At 70.7% G+C, this 15,706-nt stretch carries 16 protein-coding genes; 8 read left to right on the plus strand and 8 right to left on the minus strand.

The genetic code is table 11. The features are described 5' to 3' along the window. Nucleotides 1-7 precede the first annotated feature (7 nt). Both KNO15_RS17195 and KNO15_RS17200 read right to left on the minus strand, forming a co-directional pair. Nucleotides 8-361: a hypothetical protein gene (locus tag KNO15_RS17195; RefSeq protein ID WP_241705028.1), complete on the minus strand. Its 354-nt coding sequence runs from the start codon at nt 359-361 to the stop codon at nt 8-10. Then, the gene (locus KNO15_RS17200; protein WP_241705029.1) at nt 348-1,040 is read right to left on the minus strand and encodes a hypothetical protein; all 693 of its coding nucleotides are present in this window, start codon (nt 1,038-1,040) and stop codon (nt 348-350) included. The genes KNO15_RS17195 and KNO15_RS17200 overlap by 14 nt, the downstream gene beginning before the upstream one ends. A 97-nt stretch (nt 1,041-1,137) precedes the next feature. Between KNO15_RS17200 and KNO15_RS17205 the strand changes: the two genes are divergently transcribed. Continuing rightward, entirely contained in the window at nt 1,138-1,938 is an 801-nt protein-coding gene (locus KNO15_RS17205; protein ID WP_241705030.1) for an ABC transporter ATP-binding protein, read from the plus strand. Nucleotides 1,939-1,964: 26 nt separating this feature from the next. Here KNO15_RS17205 and KNO15_RS17210 read toward each other — a convergent pair whose 3' ends face one another. Beyond that, on the minus strand, nt 1,965-2,435 hold the full coding sequence (locus tag KNO15_RS17210) for a GNAT family N-acetyltransferase (RefSeq protein ID WP_241705031.1): 471 nt from the start codon (nt 2,433-2,435) through the stop codon (nt 1,965-1,967). 42 nt (nt 2,436-2,477) lie between these two features. Between KNO15_RS17210 and KNO15_RS17215 the strand changes: the two genes are divergently transcribed. Next, nucleotides 2,478-3,254, plus strand: coding sequence for an alpha/beta fold hydrolase (locus KNO15_RS17215; protein ID WP_241705032.1), 777 nt, complete (start codon nt 2,478-2,480; stop codon nt 3,252-3,254). A gap of 100 nt (nt 3,255-3,354) precedes the next feature. On the opposite strand, the gene KNO15_RS17220 is transcribed toward KNO15_RS17215, so the two are convergent. Next, nucleotides 3,355-4,713 (minus strand): DUF2252 domain-containing protein, encoded by a 1,359-nt coding sequence (locus KNO15_RS17220; RefSeq protein WP_241705033.1) that lies wholly within the window; start codon nt 4,711-4,713, stop codon nt 3,355-3,357. Between the two features lie 96 nt (nt 4,714-4,809). Here KNO15_RS17220 and KNO15_RS17225 point away from each other — a divergent pair, with 96 nt between their 5' ends. From KNO15_RS17225 to KNO15_RS17250, 6 genes are all read left to right on the plus strand, one after another. Continuing rightward, entirely contained in the window at nt 4,810-5,160 is a 351-nt protein-coding gene (locus tag KNO15_RS17225) for a hypothetical protein (RefSeq protein ID WP_241705034.1), read from the plus strand. A 74-nt stretch (nt 5,161-5,234) separates the two neighbouring features. Continuing rightward, complete coding sequence (locus KNO15_RS17230; protein ID WP_241705035.1) at nt 5,235-6,845, plus strand: MFS transporter; 1,611 nt, start codon at nt 5,235-5,237, stop codon at nt 6,843-6,845. A 137-nt stretch (nt 6,846-6,982) separates the two neighbouring features. Continuing rightward, entirely contained in the window at nt 6,983-8,815 is a 1,833-nt protein-coding gene (locus KNO15_RS17235) for a glycoside hydrolase family 15 protein (RefSeq protein WP_241705036.1), read from the plus strand. Then, nucleotides 8,812-9,909, plus strand: a complete 1,098-nt coding sequence (locus tag KNO15_RS17240) for an ATP-binding protein (protein WP_241705037.1) — start codon at nt 8,812-8,814, stop codon at nt 9,907-9,909. Before KNO15_RS17235 ends, KNO15_RS17240 begins: the two co-directional genes overlap by 4 nt. A 15-nt stretch (nt 9,910-9,924) precedes the next feature. Continuing rightward, nucleotides 9,925-10,797: an MIP/aquaporin family protein gene (locus tag KNO15_RS17245; RefSeq protein WP_241705038.1), complete on the plus strand. Its 873-nt coding sequence runs from the start codon at nt 9,925-9,927 to the stop codon at nt 10,795-10,797. A gap of 32 nt (nt 10,798-10,829) precedes the next feature. Beyond that, a complete protein-coding gene (locus KNO15_RS17250) occupies nt 10,830-11,390 on the plus strand; it encodes a hypothetical protein (protein ID WP_241705039.1) in 561 nt (186 codons plus the stop codon). Nucleotides 11,391-11,412: 22 nt separating this feature from the next. Here the strand turns inward: KNO15_RS17250 and KNO15_RS17255 are convergent, their stop codons facing one another. Genes KNO15_RS17255 through KNO15_RS17270 form a run of 4 tightly spaced genes read right to left on the minus strand, consistent with a single transcriptional unit; the run spans nt 11,413 to nt 15,546 of the window. After that, nucleotides 11,413-12,084 carry a GAP family protein gene (locus KNO15_RS17255; protein WP_241705040.1) on the minus strand — a complete coding sequence of 224 codons (672 nt, stop codon included), beginning with the start codon at nt 12,082-12,084 and terminating at the stop codon, nt 11,413-11,415. Nucleotides 12,085-12,094: 10 nt separating this feature from the next. Further along, nucleotides 12,095-13,345, minus strand: coding sequence for an AI-2E family transporter (locus tag KNO15_RS17260; RefSeq protein ID WP_241705041.1), 1,251 nt, complete (start codon nt 13,343-13,345; stop codon nt 12,095-12,097). Next, complete coding sequence (locus KNO15_RS17265; RefSeq protein WP_241705042.1) at nt 13,332-15,053, minus strand: SulP family inorganic anion transporter; 1,722 nt, start codon at nt 15,051-15,053, stop codon at nt 13,332-13,334. Before KNO15_RS17265 ends, KNO15_RS17260 begins: the two co-directional genes overlap by 14 nt. A 22-nt stretch (nt 15,054-15,075) precedes the next feature. After that, nucleotides 15,076-15,546: an SHOCT domain-containing protein gene (locus KNO15_RS17270; protein WP_308220452.1), complete on the minus strand. Its 471-nt coding sequence runs from the start codon at nt 15,544-15,546 to the stop codon at nt 15,076-15,078. Nucleotides 15,547-15,706: the final 160 nt, after the last annotated feature.

A 15,706-nucleotide genomic window follows, 5' to 3' on the forward strand; every position in this document is an offset into this window, starting at 1 on the left:
GTCCTCCTCAGGCGTAACTGTGCAGTTCGGGGTCGCCGCCGCTGAGCTTGGCGTCCAGGCGGGCGGCGTCCTGCTCGGCGCGGCGGATGTCGGCCTCGGTGCGCTCGATCGAGCGGCTGATCAGCTCGAGCCGCGCCTGCGCCTCGGCGAGTCGCGCGGAGCAGGCGGCGACGTTTCGGGTGCGCTGACGCTCCAGGTCGGCGACGCCCGCGCGCTCGAAGGCCGCGAGCTCGTGCTCGAACACCTCCAGCGTCTCCACATCGACCGCCCCGCGCATGCGTCGCAGCCGCCACAGCACTCGACGCCGCAGGCCGCGGGTCGATGGCACCCTGTAGTCGGTGATCCTGTCACGTTCGCGCATCGGGACTCCCTGGTTCGACGGATGGTGCGGATGGTTCGGTGCCGCCGGCCCGGTCGCTGCCGACAGGCTCGACCGGTCGCCAGATGTCCACGGAGGTCTCGCGTCCGGCGAGCGAGTCCGTGCGTTTCAGGGCGGGCGCGTGCACGGCGCCGGGAGGCGGTGTCAGGGCGCGCAGATACGCGCCCCAGTAGACGGCGATCTTCTCGTCGGAGCGGTCGAAGTGCCTGCTCGCCCGCAGCCGCGCTGTAGTGAACCGGGCATTGATGCTCGCTCCGAGCTGCTCAGCGCGGGCGTTGCGCTGGGCGATCCTGCGGCGCAGCCGGCGCAGCTCTTCGAAGGCGACGCCGTCGCCCTCCGCGATATGGGAGGCCGCACGCTCGGCGGGCGCGAGCGCCTCCAGCCGGTCGTCATAGGCGTCCAGGTCGGCGGCGAGCGCCTGGGCGAGACCGCGCTGCTCGGCGAGGTCGCGACGGCAGCGGGAGAAGAAGCGCTGCTCCTCTCGGCGCGCGTAGGCGTTGGCGCGGGCCTGCAGGGCGGCGATCGTGGGGGTGGCGATCGTCGGTGCGCCGTCCGCCTGCGCGGTGTCGTGCGACGGCCGTGTCGCCTCGGCGTCCTGCCGGGCTCGACGTTCCAGCAGGCGACGGGCGAACGGCCCTACTCTCAGCGGCTGGGTCCCCATAGCTGGGGAGCGTACGAAGCGAGCCTGAGCGGTTCCTCGGGATCCGGTGACCGAACGCCGTGCGAGACACAACCGTGACCTACGAGAAGATGGTGGGATGGACACGGTGCTCGAGCTGCGTGATGTGACCTTCCGGCGCGACGGGCGGCACATCCTGGAGGACATCCGCTTCGAGGTCGGGGTGGGGGAGCACTGGGCGCTGCTCGGCCCGAACGGCGCGGGAAAGAGCACCGTGCTCGGCTTCTGCGGCGCCGTCGCGTTCCCGACCTCCGGTACGGTCGACGTCCTCGGCAGACGGCTCGGCCGGGTGGAGCTGCAGGAGCTGCGGCGGCACATCGGCCACGTCAATCCGCGCCACCCCGTGCGGTCGCCGCTGACGGTCACCGAGGTGGTGCTCACCGGGCTCACAGGCTCGATCGAGCCGCCCATGCGATGGGAGGCCTCGGCCGCCGAGCTCGCCCGCGCCCGCGAGCTGATCGACACGATCGGCCTCGACGACCGCCGCGACGCCCGGTGGCCGACGCTGTCGCAGGGGGAACGCGGCCGGGCACTGATCGCCCGCGCACTGATCTCCGACCCGCGGCTGCTGCTGCTGGACGAGCCCACCACCGGTCTCGACGTGGCGGCGCGCGAGCAGCTGCTCGAGACCATCGACGGGCTCTCGGTGGCGGTGCCCGACCTCGCCAGCGTGCTCGTCACGCACCATCTCGAGGAGCTTCCGGAGACGACCTCCCACGCCTTGCTGCTTTCTCATGGACGGATCGTCGCGTCGGGCCCGATCGAGGCGGCCGTGACCACCGAGACCGTGACGGCCGCGTTCGAGCACCCGATCCGCGTCGAGCGTGCCGACGGCCGGTGGAGCGCCCGTGCGGTCAGGGAGCGCGCCGCGCGCGTCTGACGCGCACGCGACAGCCGACGCCGGTCTCAGCGGAGTTCGAGCAGCAGCTCGGCGACCAGGCCCCCCGAGCCGGCGGCAGTGGAGGTCGCGCTGCCGGTCTGCGTGAATCCGGCGCGTTCGAGGACCCGCAGCGAACCGAGGTTGGCCGCGGCGACGCGCGCGTGCAGCGGGCGGGTCGGCTCGGCCGCGACGAGCAGCATCAGGGCGGCCGTCGCGATCCCCCCACCCCAGAGCGGGCGCCGGATCCAGTAGGTGACCTCCCGATCGCCGTCGAGTGTGAAGGCCGCGACCGTGCCGGCGAACCCGCCGTCGGCCTCCACGGCCCGCATCCGGATGGCGGGATCGGCGAGGTGGCGACGCCAGCGGGTGTCGAAGGCCGCCCGGTCGTCGGGGTCCGCCGCGGTGAACGCGGCCATCCGCACGGCCTCCGGGTCGCGCATCATCTCGAAGGCGGCGTCGGCGTCGGCAGCTGTCACCGGCCGCAGTCGCACGTGCATGCCGCGATGCTAGCGTGCGGGCACGCGCTAGACTCGCACGCCGTGCCCCCTCTCGCGACCGCAGACGACGGCGTCCCCATCGCGTTCGAGGAGCACGGGACCGGTGTGCCGGTCCTGCTGATCGCCGGGCAGGCGACCGGGATGCACGGCTGGGGGCCGTTCGCCCGCGCGCTGGCCGAGGACCAGAGGGTGATCGCGTTCGACCACCGCGGCATCGGCGGCAGCGGCTCCGGCGATCCCGCCAGCTACAGCACGCGCCTGTTCGCCGACGACGCCCTCGCCGTGCTCGATGCGGCCGGGGTGTCCGCGGCGCACGTCGTCGGTCACTCGATGGGCGGAAGGGTCGCGCAGTGGCTGGCGGCCGAGCATCCCAGCCGGGTGCGCAGGCTGGTATTGATCGGCACGACTTGGTCCGACCGGGCCGGCGGCCCGGGGGAGCGTCGCGATCCGGCGGTGATCGCCGACCTCCTCAGCGGAGACCGCGAGCGCATGCTGCCGCTGTTCTTCGACGCGGCCTGGGCCGAGGCGAACCCGGAGGCCGTGACCGGCTTCTTCGACCGGGTGGCGTCGCGTCCGGCCCTCCGCGGTCACTTCGCCGCGAGCCGCGACCACGACGCCAGCGGGGCGCTCGGCCGGATCCGCGCCGAGACGCTGGTGATCCACGGGACGAGGGATGCGCTGACGCCGGTGGCGCACGCGCGGCTGCTGGCCGAGGCGATCCCGCACTCCCGACTGCTCGAGCTCGACGCCCGGCACGGCCTCCACCTCGACACTCCCGCTGTGCTGGAGGCCGTCGCCGCCTTCCTCGCCGCGCCGTAACGCCGCATCCGCTTCGCCGAGGGGCACGTTGTTGTCGCTTTTCGCCTCGAAAAGTTACAACAACGTGCCCCTCGGCGTTCGCGGGGGCGAGACGGGCGCGCTACTCGAAGCGGCCCTCGCGGGCGGCGTCGAGGAAGGTCGCGTAGTCGGCCTCCGCCTGCGCCGCGTACTTGTGCGCCCACTCCGCGGCCGCGCGCACGAACGCGCCGCCGGTTCCGATGTACCCGGAGACGAACTGCGCCTTCGGCGAGCGCGCGTGCGCCCGGCCGAGCACGATCGCGCACGCCTGCGAGTACTCCGAGAACTGCGTCGGGTTCATGTCCGCGATCTCGAAGGAGGCGTTGCGGTTGCGGAAGATGCGCATGTAGAAGCTGAGCCCCTCCAGCGACAGGTAGCCGAGGAACGGGTCGGACACCGCTTGCAGGATGCGCTGGCAGCCGACGACCCGGTAACCCTGGTGCTCGGCGAGGATGGCGGGGTCGAGGTAGCCGACGACCGGTGGGATGCCGCCGAACTGCTGGACGACCGACTTGTCGGCCTCCTTCAGCTGGAGGATCAGGATGTCCCCGGTCGGATCGCCGAGCGCGATGATGAAGCACCGCGTCCCGACGCTGCCGACCCCGACGACGCGCCGGGCGACATCGAGCACCGTGTACTGCGAGAGCATCAGGGCGATGTTCGTCGGCACTGTGGCGCGGTAGGCCTCGAAGACCTGGTCGACCAGCACGCGGATCTCCGGCTCCAGCCGGGTCAGGACCGGTGGATTCTCCACGAACTGGAGACCTTCGCCGCCGCTGGTCAGGGTGCGGCTGGCGACGCGTTCGCTGGTGCGCTTCTCCGACTCCTTGAGGGTGCGCTTGATCATCCGCTCGCTGTCCGGGCTGAGGATCTGGCGGTCGACCAGGCTGGTCACCCGGAAGTACCGTCCGTACAGCGACGACTGCAGGGCGTTGCGCAGCGAGTTGCGGTACATCGCCGCCGACGACAGAACGATCGAGCGGAGGGCGGAGCCGCCGAGTCCCACCGAGCGGCCGGCGAGGACGACGCTCGTCAGCATCCGCTTGACGTCCCACTCGAACGGTCCGACCGCGGCCTCGTCGAAGTCGTTGATGTCGAACACCATGGAGCGTTCCGGCGAACGGTAGATGCCGAAGTTGCTGATGTGGGCGTCGCCGCAGATCACGACCTCGCCGCCGGCCTCGGGAGCCGCGGAGAGATCGGCGGCCTGGATGGCGGCCGTCCCGCGGTAGAAGGCGAACGCCGATGCGCTCATCCGCTCGACCCGCAGTTTCACGAGGTTCTGCAGCCGGTTCTCGTGCTGCCGCTGAAGGATCCCGAGGGGGTCGCGCCCGGGCGCCGGCGTGTAGTCCGCCTGGCTGGAGCGCGGCACCCGGGAACGGGCAGCCCGCCCGGCGTCGTAGAGCTCTTCTTCGGTGAGCGGGGTCGCGATCGTCGTCATGACGCACCTCCTGGGTGGCGCTCATGGTAGCTCCGCACCTGCGGCAGTGGGTAGACGCCACGTCTGAGGAAAACCACATCCCGTTAGGGTGGACAGGTGGAACAGTCAGACTGGATCGAGCATCGCCGGCACGACGGCGAGCGCGTCGGCTGGATCCGCATGGCCGGGGAGCAGTTCGTCCCCGTCGACCTGCTCGGGCGCGAGCTGAGCGGCCCCGTCGACTGGCTGGAGGCGGAGGAGACCCTCGATCGGGCGGGCATCGGCTACCTGGCCGACCTGTACGAGCTGCGCCAGCCCGACGGCTCGTGGTTGCGGGTGCGGCTGGCGGAGGTCTCTCCCGAGCGTATCGTGGCGAAGAAGGACGACTTCGGCGCGGTCGGAGCCCCGCAGCTCTACTACCCGCTGCCGTTCCCCGCGCCGGAGGAGCTGCGACCGCTGCGGCGCTGAGCACGACCGCACGGGGCTGTTGCGACGCGCGCGCCGCAGGCTAGCATCCGGGCAGTATCCGGGAGGGAGCTGCCATGGCGGGACGCTGGGGCGCGGTCACAGTGCTGGCGTCCGCCCAGTTCGTGATGACGCTCGACAGCACCGTCATGAACGTCTCGATCTCGACCGTCGTCAAGGATCTGCACACCACGATCGCCGCCATGCAGGCGACCATCACGTTCTACACGCTCACGATGGCCGCCTTCATGCTGCTGGGCGCGAAGCTCGGCGATGTCTGGGGGCGGCGGCGGGCGCTGATCATCGGGTCGATCGTGTACGCGGTGGGATCGGGCACGACGGCTCTGGCGCCCAACATCGTGGTGCTGTTCCTCGGCTGGTCGGTGGTGGAGGGGCTCGGGGCTGTGCTCGTCATCCCCGCCATCGCCGCGCTCATCGCCGACAACTACTCCGGCCATGCGCGTGTGACCGCCTTCGCGGTGATCGGCGCGGCGTCCGGCGTCGCCGTGGCGGTCGGGCCGCTCATCGGCGGGTTCCTGACCACGTACGCCAGCTGGCGCTACGTCTTCGCCGGCGAAGTGGTCATCATGGCGATCGTGCTGCTGTTCCGCAACGTCGTCTCGGACAACGGAGCGCGCAAGCACCTCCGCATCGACGTGCTCTCCGTGCTGCTGTCGGCTGCCGCCCTCGTGCTGATCGTCTACGGCCTGCTGCAGACCAAGACCTGGGGCTGGATCCTCCCGACGCAGCAGGACGTCACCGTTCTCGGACTCTCGCCCGTGCCGTTCATCATCGCCATCGGATCGGTCCTCCTCTGGCTGTTCTTCGTGCGCCAGCGTGCCCTGATCCGCCAAGGGAGGGCGCCGCTGCTGAACACGGCGATCCTCCGGCTGCGGCAGCTGCGGGCCGGGGTCGGCAGCCTCGGCATCCAGTACACGGTCACCGCGGGGCTGTTCTTCATCGTCCCCATCTACCTGCAGCTGGCGCTGGGCTACGACGCCCTGGCGACGGGGCTGCGGATCTTCCCGCTCTCGGTCGCCCTCGTGCTGTTCTCGATCCTGGGAACGGCGCTCGCGCGGCGGCTCTCGCCCAAGGTCATCGCCCGCATCGGCCAGCTCGGGCTCGTGGCCGCGAGCCTCGTGCTGCTCGGCTCCGTCGATCCGAAGCTGAACAACTGGATCTTCGCCGCCGGGATGTTCCTGTCGGGCGCCGCACTCGGCCTCCTGGCCTCTCAGCTCGGCAACGTGACCATGTCGGCGGTCGGCGACGACGAGCTCAGCGAGGCCGGAGGAGTGCAGGGGGTGTATCAGAACCTGGGCTCCTCGCTCGGCACCGCCCTGATCGGCTCGGTGATGATCGCCAGCCTGACCACGATCTTCGCCGGCGCCGTGGCCGCCAGCACGCTCCCGGCCGATGTGCAGCAGGAGATCTCGTCGCGCACGCAGGGCGGCGTGGCGGTGGTGGCCGCCGCCGACGTGCCCAAGATCGCCCAGGACGCCGGCCTGACGAGCGAGCAGAGCGACCAGCTGGCCTCGATCTACAGCACGTCGCAGCTCGAGTCGCTGCGGCTCTCGTTCGCGGCTCTGGCGTTCGTCTCGGTGGGCGCTCTGTTCTTCTCGCGGAACCTCCCGGCGCAGGTGCTGGGGCGCGAGAGCGAGGACGAGGAGGAGGCCGCGGCCTCGAGCTGACAGGTCTGCGCCCCCCGCTGACAGGTCTGCGCCCTCCGCTGACAGGTCTGCGCCCTCCGCTGACAGGTCTGGTGCCGCGCTCGCGCCCGGAGCTAGCATGCGGCCGGGCGTGACCACCGCACAGGGAGGAGATCGGCATGGAGGCGTTCCCCGAGATCGCGGAGCACGGAATGATCGGCGACCTGCAGACGGTCGCGCTGGTCTCGACCGCCGGGTCGATCGACTGGTTCTGTGCTCCCCGGTTCGACTCCCCGACGATGTTCGCCTCCCTCCTCGACCGCGAGAACGGCGGATACTTCCGCATCCACGCGCTCGCCGACGACGTGCGGATCCGCCAGATGTACTTCCCGCAGACGGCCGTGCTGATCACGCGCTTCATGTCGTCGAAAGGCGTCGGCGAGGTCATCGACTTCATGCCCGTCGCCGACGAGCCGCGCATCGCGACGGCGCGACGGGTGATCGTGCGGGCGGTGCGGGTGGTGCGCGGCGAGCTGACCTTCCGGCTGGAGTGCCGCCCCCGCTTCGACTACGGGCGCAGCGCTCACACCGCCACCGCCGCCGACCACGGGGTGCTCTTCGCCGACGACACGACCAGCGCAGCTCTCCATGGCGTGGAGGCCGACGCCCTCGTCGACGGCGACGTCGTCACCGAGTTCACGGTCGCGGCAGGCGACATCCGGATCTTCGCGTTCGAGACCGAGCCGCGTGGCGAGCCGCGCGACATCGGGCGCGCCCGCGGCAACCGGCTGTTCCGCGAGACGGTCGCGTTCTGGCGCGACTGGATCGGCCGCAGCGGCTACTCGGGGCGCTGGCGGGAGGACGTGGAGCGGTCGGCGATGGTGCTCAAGCTGCTGCAGTACGCGCCGACCGGGGCGCTGGTCGCCGCACCGACGGCGGCCCTCCCGGAGCAGCTGGGCGGGGTGCGCAACTGGGACTACCGCTACACCTGGATCCGCGACGCGTCGTTCTCGGTGTACTCGCTGCTGGCGCTGGGCTACCAGGAGGAGGCCATCGCCTTCGCGCTGTGGACCGCCGACCGCGTCGCCGAGCAGGCGGGCGAGAGCTCCGGACCGCTCAAGATCATGTACCGGATCGACGGGTCGTCCGACCTGGAGGAGCTGACGCTCGACCACTTCGAGGGTTATGCGGGGTCACGGCCGGTGCACGTCGGCAACGGCGCTGCCGATCAGCTCCAGCTCGACATCTACGGCGAGATGATGGACGCGCTCTCGATCGCCGAGGACCACCACCCGATCGGGCACCCCGGCTGGATGAAGCTGGTCGGCATCCTCGACTGGCTCGCCGACAACTGGGACCAGCCCGACGAAGGCGTCTGGGAGACCAGGGGAGGCCGGCAGGACTTCACCTACGGGCGGATCATGTGCTGGGTCGCGTTCGACCGCGCCATCACGATCGCCCGCGAGCGCAGCCGGCCGGCACCGCTGGACCGCTGGATCCGGACCCGCGACGCCATCTACGAGCAGGTCTTCACCCGCTGCTGGAACCCCGAGCGCAAGGCGTTCACGCAGTATCCGGGCACGGAGGTCGTCGACGCGATCACCCTGCTCATGCCGCTGGTGGGCATGATCTCGCCGCAGGACCCGATGTGGCTGTCGACCCTCGACGCGATCGGGGAGGAGCTGGTGACCGACAGCCTGGTGTACCGCTACAACCCGGCCGCGTCCCCGGACGGCCTGCCCGGCGAGGAGGGCACGTTCTCGCTGTGCTCGTTCTTCTACGTCTGCGCACTGACCGACGCCGGCCGGCTCGACGAGGCGCAGTACGCCTTCGAGAAGATGCTCACCTACGGCAACCACCTGGGCCTGTTCGCCGAGGAGATCGACCCCGCCGGCCTCCAGCTCGGCAACTTCCCGCAGGCGTTCACGCACCTGGCCCTGATCCGCGCGGCGATCAGCCTCGACAGCTCGCTCACCGCGCACTCCGCCGCGAACAGGAAGAACCCTCGATGATCCCGCTCACCATCGGCACCACCGTCGACGCCCCCAACCGCTCTGCTGTGATCGACGGCTCGCGGTTCAACCGGCACACGTTCTGGTGCGGCCAGAGCGGGTCGGGGAAGACGTACGCGTTGGGCGTCGTGCTGGAGCAGCTGCTGCTGGAGACCGAGCTGCCGATCGCCGTGCTCGACCCGAACGCCGACTTCGTGCGGGTATCGCGCACGCGCGACGACGCGACGGCCCTGGAGGCCGAGCGCTTCGCCGAGTTCGACATCCGCGTCTTCCACTCCAGCACGCGCGAGGAGCCGCAGCTGCACGCCCGCTACATCGACCTCAGCGTGCGGTCTCAGGCTGCGGTCGGCCGGCTCGACCCGATCGCCGACGAGGAGGAGTACAACGCCCTGCTGCACCTGGACAAGTCGCCTCAGCACTTCGTGAAGCAGCGCTTCCTCGACGGGCTGGCCTCCTCCGACGACCCGGCCAAGCAGCGGCTGGGAATGCGGATCGACAACCTGGAGATCCTGGAGTGGCCGCTCTGGTCGTTCGGCGGTTCGTCCGTCGTCGACACGATCGACGAACGGCCGCGGGTCACTGTTCTCGACGTCGGCGGTTTCGCCCACCAGGCCGAGCCGCAGGCCGCGGCCCTCTGCGTGCTGGAGCACCTCTGGGAGCGCAGGATGGATCGCGACCCGCTCCTGATCGTCCTCGACGAGGCCCACAACTTCTGCCCTCCGGTGCCGCGCACGAGCGTGGAGGCCCAGCTCACCGAGCAGCTCATCCAGATCGCCGCGGAGGGCCGCAAGTTCGGGCTGTGGCTGTTCCTGTCGACGCAGCGGCCCACCAAGATCCACCCGAACGTGCTCTCGCAGTGCGACAACCTCGGCCTGATGCGCATGAACTCGCCGCGCGACCTCGACGAGATCGGCGACGTGTTCGGTTTCGTGCCGCAGCACCTCCTCGAGCAGTCGCCGACGTTCCGCAGGGGTGAGGCGTTGTTCGCCGGTGCGTTCTCGGACGAGCCGCAGCTGGTGCGGATCGGGCGGCGGCTCACGGTGGAGGGTGGCAGCGACCTGTCCGTCGAGCCGCGAGCGGTCGAGGTGGCGTAAACAGAAGGAGACAGCATGAGCGAGGCACCGGGGCAGGCGCAGCAGCGGGCGGACGCGGACGCGGAGGCGGCCCGCGGGATCATGTCGGACGTCGTGCACGGCCGGCTGATGCACGTGCCGACGACGATCGCGCAGTCGATCGAGGACTTCCACGACTCCTCGCAGGAGTGGCGGCGGCTGTTCTCCGAGCTGCTCGGCACCTTCTTCCTCGTACTGGTCGCCGCGGGCGGCGGGATGATGGGCCAGGCGTTCCCGAACACGATCTCGCGGACGGCCGCGGTGACGGCTCCCGCGCTGATGGTGTTCGCGATCATCCTCTTCATGGGCAAGATCTCGGGCGCGCACCTCAACCCGGCCGTCAGCGTCGCGTTCGCGCTGCGTGGCGACTTCCCCTGGTCGCGCGTGCCCGGCTACATCCTGGTGCAGCTCGGCGGCGCCTCGCTCGCGGCCTGGTTCCTGGAGGGCGTCACGCACGTGTCGTCCCGCTACGGCTCGAACTACCCGGCGTCCGGGTTCAGCTCGTGGGACGCCCTGCTGATGGAGACGGTGCTGACCTTCGGCCTGGTGAGCGTCATCCTGGGCACGGCCTCCGGAGCCCAGAACCTCGGCATCATCGGCGCCTTCGGCGTCGGCGCGTACATCGCCCTCGCGGGCCTGTGGGGCAGCCCGATCTCCGGTGCGTCGATGAACCCCGCGCGCACGTTCGGGCCCGACCTGGTGAGCGGCCACTGGGACGCCTACTGGGTCTACATCGTCGGCCCGCTCGCCGGCGCGGTCGTCGCGGTCGGCGCGGCCTTCCTGCTGCGCGGTCGCGGCGGCGGGCGCGCGGGGTCGGCTGCGGCGCAGGGCGGCCTGATGACGGAGGCGCGATTCCCGGAACAGGACTGACGGAGGGCGTCGGGGCGGACCATGATGTCCTCATGGACTCGATGGATCTCAACCGGTCCGCCGCGCAGCCGGATGGTGGCGTCCGCGTGCAGCGCGCGCTCTGGCGGCACTGGGGAACGCCGGCCGGCATCTACGGGACCATCGTCTACGCCAGCGTCGTCGCGGCCAGCTCGGGCGGCGCGGGGGAGCAGGACCAGTCGGACGCCCTGCACGTGCTCGTGTTCAGCCTGGTGAGCATCGTGGTGTTCTGGATGGCGCACGTCTACTCGACAGCGCTCGGCTTCCACGGCGCGGACGAACGCGTGGGCGCGCGCGTGCGCGATGCGCTCGGCCACGCACTCTTCGAGTCCAGCGGCATGCTGGAGGCCGCGATCGTCCCGAGCGTCCCGCTGCTGCTGGCGGCGATCGGGGTCCTCCCCGCCGGGCTCGGTGTGTGGCTGTCGCTGTGGCTGACGGTGCTGCTGCTGGCGCTGCTGGGCTACCTGGTCTTCCACATGCGCGCGCGGCCGGTGCTGTTCTGTGTCGCGGGCGCCGTGATCACGGGACTCTTCGGGGTGGTCGTCATCCTGCTGAAGACGACGCTGCAGCACTGAGCGCCGGGCCTCCCGCGGCTCATCAGAAGCTCGCGATCCCCTTGCCGATGAGCACGACGCCGATCACCAGCAGGAGCACCGCCATCACCGTGGCGTTGTTCTGCACGAGCCAGCCGCGCAGCGAGTCGAGCGGGCCGCGCAGCGCGTCCGCGGCCACCAGGTAGCCGATCACCGGGATCGCGACCGAGCAGCACGCGACGAGCGCGAACACCACGATGACGACGGTCGTCGAACCCGCCGACAGCCCGGCGGTGCCGATGGCGACACCGGCGCCCGCGGCCAGCAGGAGGTTCTTCGGGTTGACCGCCGCCAGGATGAACGCGAGTACGAATCCGCGGCCCGCCGTCATGGAGTCGATGGCGCCCATCCACTTCGGGAGCGCGGCCGCCTCGCCGTCCTTCGGCCGTGACCTCCACTGCCGCAGGGCGAGCAGCAGGAGCAGGGCGCCGAGGATGAGCTTGATCGTGCCCGAGATCGGCTTGGTGGCGTTCGGGTCGCTCGCCGGGATCAGCCCGGAGAGCAGCGTGAACACCACCACCGCGACGACGATGCCGAGCACCCAGCCGATCAGGAAGCCGACGCTGGTGCCGCGCGCCTTCGGCGACAGCAGCATCAGGATCGCCGCGATGATCGGTATCGGGCTGATCGCGATGCCCAACGCGAGTGGGAGGGTGTCCCCGATCGCACTTCCCATTCCGTCCTCCTCAGGTCGTCGTGCCGCCGGAGGCGTCCGGCGGCGGTGGCGGCGGTCCGTCGGCGCGGCCGCCGGAGTGCGCGACGGCCTTGGCCTCGCGCCGCTCCGCCTTGGCCGCTGCCGACTCCACTTTCATCAGGTCCTTGGTCTCGCGCAGGTCGCCGAGGGCGGCGCGCCAGACCCGGGCGCGCGGGTCGGAGTCGACCAGGATCGCGCGGAAGAGCAGCGTCAGCGGGATGGCGAGGATGGCGCCGATCGCCCCGAGGACCACCGCCCAGAGCAGCACGGAGAAGAAGGTGAGCGTCTGGCTCAGTGCCACCGCGTTGCCCACGACCTTCGGCTGCACGACGGACTGGACGACCGCGTTGACGATGCCGTAGATGACGATGATGGCGATCACGGTTCCCCAGCCGCCGATGAGGTAGCCGAACACGAGGGGAGGGACCAGCGCGAGGAAGTAGCCGACGTTGGGGATGAAGCTGCACAGGAACGACAGGATCGCCCAGAGCAACGCCGCGGGCACCCCGAGGATCCACAGGGCGATGCCGTTGATCACGCCCTGCACGATGCCGAGCAGGGTGGTCACCACCATGTAGCGGCGCACGCTGTGCGCGAACCCGGTCATCGCGTAGACCAGGTTCGGCTTGGTCGGCTCGAGCTGACGCAGCAGCGTCGGCGTGTACGCGGCGTCGGCCGGCATCAGGATGAGCATCGTCAGCACGATCACGCCGAAGGTGATCAGCCCGAACGCCCCGCCGAGCACGCCGGTGAAGACGTTCACCAGCTTGGTCGGGTCGAAGCCCTGCGTCACCGCCTTCAGATCGGCCGGGCTGATCCCGATGCTCGAGAGCCAGTTGGCGAACTGCTGCCCGATCTGCTGGAACTGCTCCTTGTACTGCGGGAGCATCCCGACGAACTGGGCCATCGCGATGATGAGGAGGGCGACGAACCCGGCGAGCAGGGCGAACGTCGTCAGCGCCACCGCGCCGGTCGCGACCCCAGAGGGCGTGCCGTGCCGCTCCAGCCAGACCCGGACGGGCTGGGCGCAGATGACGAGCACCAGGGCGAGCAGGCTGGGGGCGAGGATCCCCGCGATCGCGTGCATTCCGATCGCGATGACCACGCCGCCGGCGAGGCCGAGCAGGATGCGCACCGCGCGTCCGTCGGCGGCGTTCGATTCGGGGTCGGGGCCGCTCGGCGGTCCGGCCTCCGGTGCGCGGGTGCGGCGCCGGAACGGCCAGATGCCGCTACGGGCGGCCATGATCGGAGCCTTGCGGATGGGCTTGGAGCGCCATGATGGCCTCCCGGTTGGTGTCGAAGAAACGCACCCCGTCGAGCAGCTCGAGGTGCTGGAGGCGCTCGCGGATGCCGGGGCGCACGCGGCTGAGCGCGAGGTCGGCTCCGTGCGCGGTGAGGAAGGCGTGCACCGTCTCCCAGGACTCGGCGCCGGTCACATCGACGTCGGTGACGGCCTCCAGGTCGAGGACCACGTGGGTGGCGCCGGTGTCACGCACGGCGCGTTCGACGGCTTTCTCGAAGGAGGTCGAGTTCGCGAAGAACAGGGGGGCGGCCAGTCGCACGACGACGACGCCCGGCACGGTCGGCGCTCCGGCGGGCGCCGCCTCGAGGAGTGAGTGGTCCGGATCGCCGTCGGCGGCGAGCGTGTCGATCGGCGGGTTCGCCGCCCGCCGGGTGACGTTGATCACCGCGAGGACGAAGGCGATGACGATACCGGCGATCGGGCCGATGAACAGGGCGCCGAGGAAGCACGCAGCGCCGATGGCGAACTCGAACCGGTCGAGTCGCCACAGCCGGGCGAAGTCGGGGATGCCGAGCAGCGGGACCACCGCGACGGCGACGATGGCGCCGATGGCGGGGGAGGGGATGTCCTCCATTAGCGCCGTGCCGAAGAGGAGGAGCAGGAGTGTGCCGACGGCGGTGATGAGTGAGGGCAGCTGCGTGCGCGAGCCGGCCTGGTCCATCGCCGCGGTGCGGGAGGTCGACGAGCCGATCGTGAAGCCGCCGCTGATGCCCGCTCCGAGATTGGCGACGCCGAAGGCGAAGAGGTCGCGGTCGGGGCGGGTGGGGTAGCCGCGCTTCTCGCCGTACGACCGGGAGACCAGCAGGCCCTCGCCCATCGTCACGACGGTCAGCGCGATCGCGGACGGGATGAGCGCGAGCCACTGGGTCCACTCGATCACCGGCCAGGTGAACGTGGGCGGGCCGGCCTGCACCTTTCCGAGCACGTCGACGCCGGCCTTCACGGCTCCCGTGAGCACGACCACGACGGTGGCGACGATGAGCACGATGAGCGCCCAGGGCACCGCGGCGGCGACGCGCCGGCCGACCAGCAGCACGATCAGGGAGCCGACCGAGATCAGCAGCGACCAGACGTTGAGGCCCGGCAGCCCGGTGACCAGGCCGCCGACCTTCTCGACGAACTCGCCGCCGGAGTCGATCTTCACGCCGAGCATCTTGGCCACCTGCGACACCAGGATGTCGAGTGCGAGGCCGCCGACGAAGCCCACCAGGATCGGTTTCGACAGGAAGTTCGCCAGGAAGCCGAGCTTGAAGAAGGAGCACAGCAGGAACAGCACGCCGCAGATCAGCGCCTGGGCCAGAGCCAGAGTCAGGTAGTCCTGGTGGCCCGCCACCGCGAGGCCGCCGAGCGACGAGGCCACCAGCGCGGCCGCCGCGGCGTCGGGCGACGCGACGAGCTGCCGCGACGACACCGTCAACGCGTAGAAGACGGCTGGAACGATGAGGGAGTACAGGCCCGCGGTCGCGGGGAGACCCGCGATCTGCGCGTAACCGATGTTCAGCGGGATCGCGATGGCGAGGAGTGTCACGCCCGCCAGCACTTCGCGGACGGCGTTCGTGCCCGTCAGGCCGGCGAGCGGCCGCAGGCGGGTGTGCCGCGGCGCCGGAGTCCTCGAGGACTCCGGCGCCGGGGCGGTCGGGTCGGTCACGTCTGTCACCGAGCCCGTGCGGTCACGGCGTGGGCGCTGCCGGCGGCGGAGTCGGAGCCGACGGCGCGGCGGGCGCTGCCGGCGCCGCGTGCGCTCCGGCCGCGGCCTGGTGGCCGAGGGCGACGCTCTTCAGGTGGGCGAACTCCTCCGGGGTGATGGTCCCGGCGTCCAGCAGCGCCTTCGCCTTGGCGATCTCGTCTGCCGGGCTGCTGGCGGCCACCTGCCGGATGTAGGCGTCGGTGCTCTGCTGCACTTGGCGGGCCTCCTTCTGGCTGCGCTCCGCCATCCCCGGCCCGCGCGCGATCAGATAGACCAGCGCGGTGAGGAACGGCACGAAGATCAGGAAGATGATCCAGAGCGCCTTCCACCAGCCGTTGAGCTTGTGGTCGCGGAACAGGTCACTGATGATCGCGAACAGCGCGAACAGGTATGCGATGAACGCGAAGCTCCAGAAGAACAGCCAGATGACGTTCCAGAAATTGTTCCAGTCCATGTCGTTACCCCTCCTGCCGGGCTCGATCGAGCCTGGATGTGGGCTGAGAGTAACGCGGAGGAGGGAATCGCGTCTAGAGGTCTTCCGGCTCGGGCGATCCGCCGTGGCCCCTCTCTAGACGCGTCCGCCGAGTCGTGACTAGCGTGTCGGTCAATCCGAG

This window comes from Leifsonia shinshuensis, from assembly GCF_022606355.1.
Lineage (GTDB): Bacteria > Actinomycetota > Actinomycetes > Actinomycetales > Microbacteriaceae > Leifsonia > Leifsonia shinshuensis_B.

Coding starts and splice junctions, on each gene's coding strand:
- KNO15_RS17195 (WP_241705028.1), bottom strand. CDS start 361: ATGCGCGAACGTGACAGGATCACCGACTACAGGGTGCCATCGACCCGC.
- KNO15_RS17200 (WP_241705029.1), bottom strand. CDS start 1,040: ATGGGGACCCAGCCGCTGAGAGTAGGGCCGTTCGCCCGTCGCCTGCTG.
- KNO15_RS17205 (WP_241705030.1), top strand. CDS start 1,138: ATGGACACGGTGCTCGAGCTGCGTGATGTGACCTTCCGGCGCGACGGG.
- KNO15_RS17210 (WP_241705031.1), bottom strand. CDS start 2,435: ATGCACGTGCGACTGCGGCCGGTGACAGCTGCCGACGCCGACGCCGCC.
- KNO15_RS17220 (WP_241705033.1), bottom strand. CDS start 4,713: ATGACGACGATCGCGACCCCGCTCACCGAAGAAGAGCTCTACGACGCC.
- KNO15_RS17230 (WP_241705035.1), top strand. CDS start 5,235: ATGGCGGGACGCTGGGGCGCGGTCACAGTGCTGGCGTCCGCCCAGTTC.
- KNO15_RS17235 (WP_241705036.1), top strand. CDS start 6,983: ATGGAGGCGTTCCCCGAGATCGCGGAGCACGGAATGATCGGCGACCTG.
- KNO15_RS17240 (WP_241705037.1), top strand. CDS start 8,812: ATGATCCCGCTCACCATCGGCACCACCGTCGACGCCCCCAACCGCTCT.
- KNO15_RS17245 (WP_241705038.1), top strand. CDS start 9,925: ATGAGCGAGGCACCGGGGCAGGCGCAGCAGCGGGCGGACGCGGACGCG.
- KNO15_RS17250 (WP_241705039.1), top strand. CDS start 10,830: ATGGACTCGATGGATCTCAACCGGTCCGCCGCGCAGCCGGATGGTGGC.
- KNO15_RS17255 (WP_241705040.1), bottom strand. CDS start 12,084: ATGGGAAGTGCGATCGGGGACACCCTCCCACTCGCGTTGGGCATCGCG.
- KNO15_RS17260 (WP_241705041.1), bottom strand. CDS start 13,345: ATGGCCGCCCGTAGCGGCATCTGGCCGTTCCGGCGCCGCACCCGCGCA.
- KNO15_RS17270 (WP_308220452.1), bottom strand. CDS start 15,546: ATGGACTGGAACAATTTCTGGAACGTCATCTGGCTGTTCTTCTGGAGC.